The following is a 3838-nucleotide window of genomic DNA, read 5'->3' as shown; positions in this document are numbered from 1 at the left end:
CCGCGGCCACGGCGCGTCCGCGTCGGCCGCGTCGGCTGGACTGGTTTTTCGGGGCGCTCACGGCGATGCCGCTACCGCTTCCGTCGGCGCGCCCGTCCTTGTCGCTCCCGCCCGGACCGTCTCCTTCCCCACCACTCCCGCCCCTGCCGCTCCCGTCCCCCTTCGCCATCTCCGCCACCTTTGTCATCATTTCTTCGTTTTGTCGTACTAGTTGCATGGTGTCGCATCCTGTCAGCGCGCGATGCCGGCGCCCGGCCGACACCGCCGCCCGGGCGCGCACCATCCCTCGGCTGGCCCACAATGGACCGGGTGACCGACCGCGTTCCTGCCACTCCCGCGCCCACTCCCGCTCCCGCGCTCTCGCCCGCCCCGCTGCTTCCTCCCTCGGCCCTTCTCGCGCCGCTGCTCTCCGCCGAGGGCCAGGCGCTCCTCGCCGAACTGCGCGACCACGACCCGGCCGGCGAACTCGCCCTCGCCACCCGGCTGCGCCGCGAGCACCCGGCGGAGCTGGTCTCGGCGGCGCTGGCCCAGGCGCGGCTGCGTCAGCGCGGAGTGGCGAAGTTCGGCGCACGGGACGCGTACCGCATGTACTTCACGCCGAACGGGATCGAACAGGCCACGCGCGGCACCGTCGCCGCCTACCGGGCCGCCCGGTTCCGCGCGCTCGCGCCGGAGTCCCGGGTCATGGATCTGTGCTGCGGCATCGGCGGCGACGCGATCGAGTTCGCGCGCGCGGGCCTCGCCGTGACCGCCGTCGATCTCGATCCGCTGACCTGCGAGATCGCCGCCGAGAACGTACGCACCCTGGCCCCGGACGCACCGCCGGTGACGGTGACACGGGCGGATGTCCTGGAGTACGACCTGACGGGAGCGCGGGCGCTGTTCATCGATCCCGCGCGGCGCGGCGGCCGAGGCAGGATCTTCGATCCGGAGGCGTACTCACCGCCTCTGTCATGGGCGGTCGAGGCGGTACGCCGGGCCGGCACGGGCGCGGTCAAGATTGCGCCCGGCATTCCGCACGAGCTGATTCCCGACGACTTCGAGGCCGAGTGGATCTCGGACGGCGGCGATGTCAAGGAGGCGGTGCTCTGGCACGGCGGAACGCCCGGCTCCGTCACGCCGGGCAGCCGCCGCGCCACTCTGCTCAGCACCGGCCTCGGCGGGGAGGCCGGCGCTCTTCCCACTACTGCGGTGACACTCACCGGCCGTGGCCTGCCCGATCCGCCCGTCCGCAGGACCGGCCGCTTCCTGTACGAGCCCGACGGCGCCGTCATCCGCGCGCATCTGGTCGCCGAGGTGGCCGAAGAGCTGGACGGCGGACTGCTCGACGAGACGATCGCGTACATCACGGCCGACGAGCTGCGCCCGACCCCGTACGCCACCGCCTACGAGATCACCGATGAACTCCCTTTCGGCCTCAAGAAACTCAAGGCGCTGCTGCGCGAACGCGAAGTCGGCGTCCTGACGGTGAAGAAGCGCGGCTCCGCCGTGGAACCGGAGGAATTGCGCCGCCGTCTGAAACTCAAGGGCCCGCACGCGTCGACGGTGTTTCTGACCCGGGTCGCGGGCGCCCCGACGATGCTGCTCGGGCACCCGGTGAAGGCGTAACGACCGCAAAGAGTCGTGCAGTTGCGCAACACGCGACAACGGAAGGTGTGCGGCTACTGGAGGTCGGTCAGCTCATCCGCGTAGATCTGCGACAGCGGCTGCGGGCCGACGTACTGCTGGCAGTTGCACTGCCTGCGCTCGTACCGCAAGGGCTTCCTGTTCTCGTCCCACTCCGTCGCCACCTCGACGTCCTCGTGGCACTTGCCACGCTTGTCGTGCTTGGCAAGGTGGTGCGTACAACCGCAGACGGGCTCCGGAGGCTTGTGGGCCTGCTCCAGGGCCAGCCGCTCCTTCTCCTCCAGCTCGTAGAGCTCACGTCTGCGTTCGTGCCGGGTACGGAGCGCGGTACGGCCGGTGTCGGCGATCCATCCGAAGCCGCCCACGATGAAGAAGACGAAAATCCACCAAAGCCATTCCATCCGCCGCCCCTTCACCCTGAATGGCGCATGCGTTCTCTCTTCAGCATAGGACGGACACCGAAGGAACGGCCTCAGCGGTGGACGCCACCGCGCCTGCGCACCGGTATCGGGCTCAGCAACCGCCCTGACCAGGCCTGATGCCCGTACGACTGGACTGCGCCCAGAATCCCGGTCGCCAGGACCGTGACCGCGAGACCCAGCGCGTAGACCGTCTCACCCACGGTGACGGACTCCGGTCCCGGCGCCATTCCGGCCCAGGCGGCGCCCGTCGCCCACAATCCGGCCACACAGAGGGCCACGGACAGCAGCAGCCACATCACGCTCCGGCCGTGGGCCCGTACCCGTACGTCCGACACAGGATCCCGGTCGAGCTCGGCCCAGGCCTCCAGCCGCTCCCGTACCGTACGGCCACGATCCAGCCAGAAACCGAGCGCGACGCCGGCCGGTATCAGCAGGACCGCGCCGAGGGCGAGCGCCACCAGCCCGGTCAGCTGGCCGAGACCGCCCTGCTCGAAGCTCTGGATCGCCAGCCCGACGGAGGCCCAGCCGAGCGCGGCGACCGCACCGGTCAGCCAGAGCAGCACCAGCCGCCCGATCCCGAGCCGCCGTCCGGTGAGGGCGGCCATGGCGGCGGCGCGGTCGGCGAGCAGCGCGTCACGGTCGGGCCAGGAACGCAGATGCGGGGGCGGTGGGGACGGGGGCAGGCGCGTACGGTCGGGGCGTTCGGTGCCGTCGGTACGGTCGGCGACGCGGACCTTGCTGATCACCTGGCAGAGAGTAACGGGGCGGGGTGGGGAGGGCGCGGCGGGGTGGCGGGCGGCGGCAACCGAGCAGGAGCAAGACCGGTTCGGTGGCTCAGGCCTGTTCGGTGGCTCAGGCCTGTTCGGTGGGACAGGCCTGTTCGGTGGGACAGGCCTGTTCGGTGGGACAGGCCTGTTCGGTAGCTCAGGCCTGTTCGGTGGGACGGATCGTCCAGACGTCCGTTCGTCGTCCGCTGTACGAGTGTCGGGACGGTGCGCCCTTGGCCGTCGGCAGTAGCTTCGGGGCCATGCCGCCGATCTCCTTCACGTACCTGCTGAAACGGCTACTGGGAGGCGAGCCCTGGCAGCGGCTCCATGTGAAGGCCGCGGTCTGGGCCACCCTGCTCCTGATGCTCGTGCTGCTGGTCGGCTCATGGATCATCGTCCCGGTCGAGGCATCGTCCCGACACGCGACGATCACCTCCTTCCCGCGCGCCCTGTGGTGGTCGGTCGAGACCGCCACCACCGTCGGCTACGGGGACATGTATCCGATCACGCCATGGGGACGGGTCATCGCCAGTGTGGTGATGCTCGTCGGAATCTCCGTCTTCAGCATCGTTACTGCGTCGCTCGCCACCTGGTTCGTCAGCAATGCCGTCCACCGCATGCGCCGCCTGGCGCTGACCTTGGAACACGCCGAACGCAAGGGCAGGACGGAGGCCTCCGAAGACCTGCGTGCACTCCACGAACGCTTCGACCGATTGGAAGGCTTGTTGAGAAACCAGGGCGGATCGCCGGAGGAGAGAGGCAACTGACGACAGGTGGCGGTCAGGAGGTGGTGTGCGCGTCAGTGGAGTGGGGCTTCTGGGCTCTGCTCAGCGTCGAACGGCCGGTGGATGGCTGGGGTTCAGGACCGCTGCCGGTGTGGGGTTTCGGGTGCGGGTTACGACCGAGGGGTAGTTGTGGTGGGCCGGTAGGTCCTGTGCGACGTGGGGGCCGCCCCTCTTGTTCTGATTGTGGCGGGGTCGTGCCGGGCGTCAAGGGCGCTCCTTCGTCGCGTCGGCTGCGCCG

Annotated in this window: 4 protein-coding genes; 2 read left to right on the top strand and 2 right to left on the bottom strand. The window is 70.0% G+C overall.

Features of this window, described 5'->3' with window-relative positions:
- Positions 1–300: 300 nt before the first annotated feature.
- Positions 301–1608: a class I SAM-dependent methyltransferase gene (locus GA0115259_RS31360; RefSeq protein ID WP_093603262.1), complete on the top strand. Its 1308-nt coding sequence runs from the start codon at positions 301–303 to the stop codon at positions 1606–1608.
- A 53-nt stretch (positions 1609–1661) separates the two neighbouring features.
- Here GA0115259_RS31360 and GA0115259_RS31355 read toward each other — a convergent pair whose 3' ends face one another.
- Together GA0115259_RS31355 and GA0115259_RS31350 are read right to left on the bottom strand one after the other, a co-directional pair.
- A complete protein-coding gene (locus GA0115259_RS31355; protein ID WP_093603261.1) occupies positions 1662–2027 on the bottom strand; it encodes a hypothetical protein in 366 nt (121 codons plus the stop codon).
- Between the two features lie 71 nt (positions 2028–2098).
- Complete coding sequence (locus GA0115259_RS31350; protein ID WP_093603259.1) at positions 2099–2794, bottom strand: hypothetical protein; 696 nt, start codon at positions 2792–2794, stop codon at positions 2099–2101.
- A 281-nt stretch (positions 2795–3075) separates the two neighbouring features.
- Between GA0115259_RS31350 and GA0115259_RS31345 the strand changes: the two genes are divergently transcribed.
- Positions 3076–3582, top strand: coding sequence for a potassium channel family protein (locus tag GA0115259_RS31345; RefSeq protein ID WP_093603257.1), 507 nt, complete (start codon positions 3076–3078; stop codon positions 3580–3582).
- Positions 3583–3838: the final 256 nt, after the last annotated feature.

This window comes from Streptomyces sp. MnatMP-M17 (genome assembly GCF_900091995.1).
Taxonomy (GTDB): Bacteria; Actinomycetota; Actinomycetes; order Streptomycetales; family Streptomycetaceae; genus Streptomyces.
Note: the sequence above shows the minus strand (reverse complement) of the source record. Positions and strands in the feature narration are given on the sequence as shown.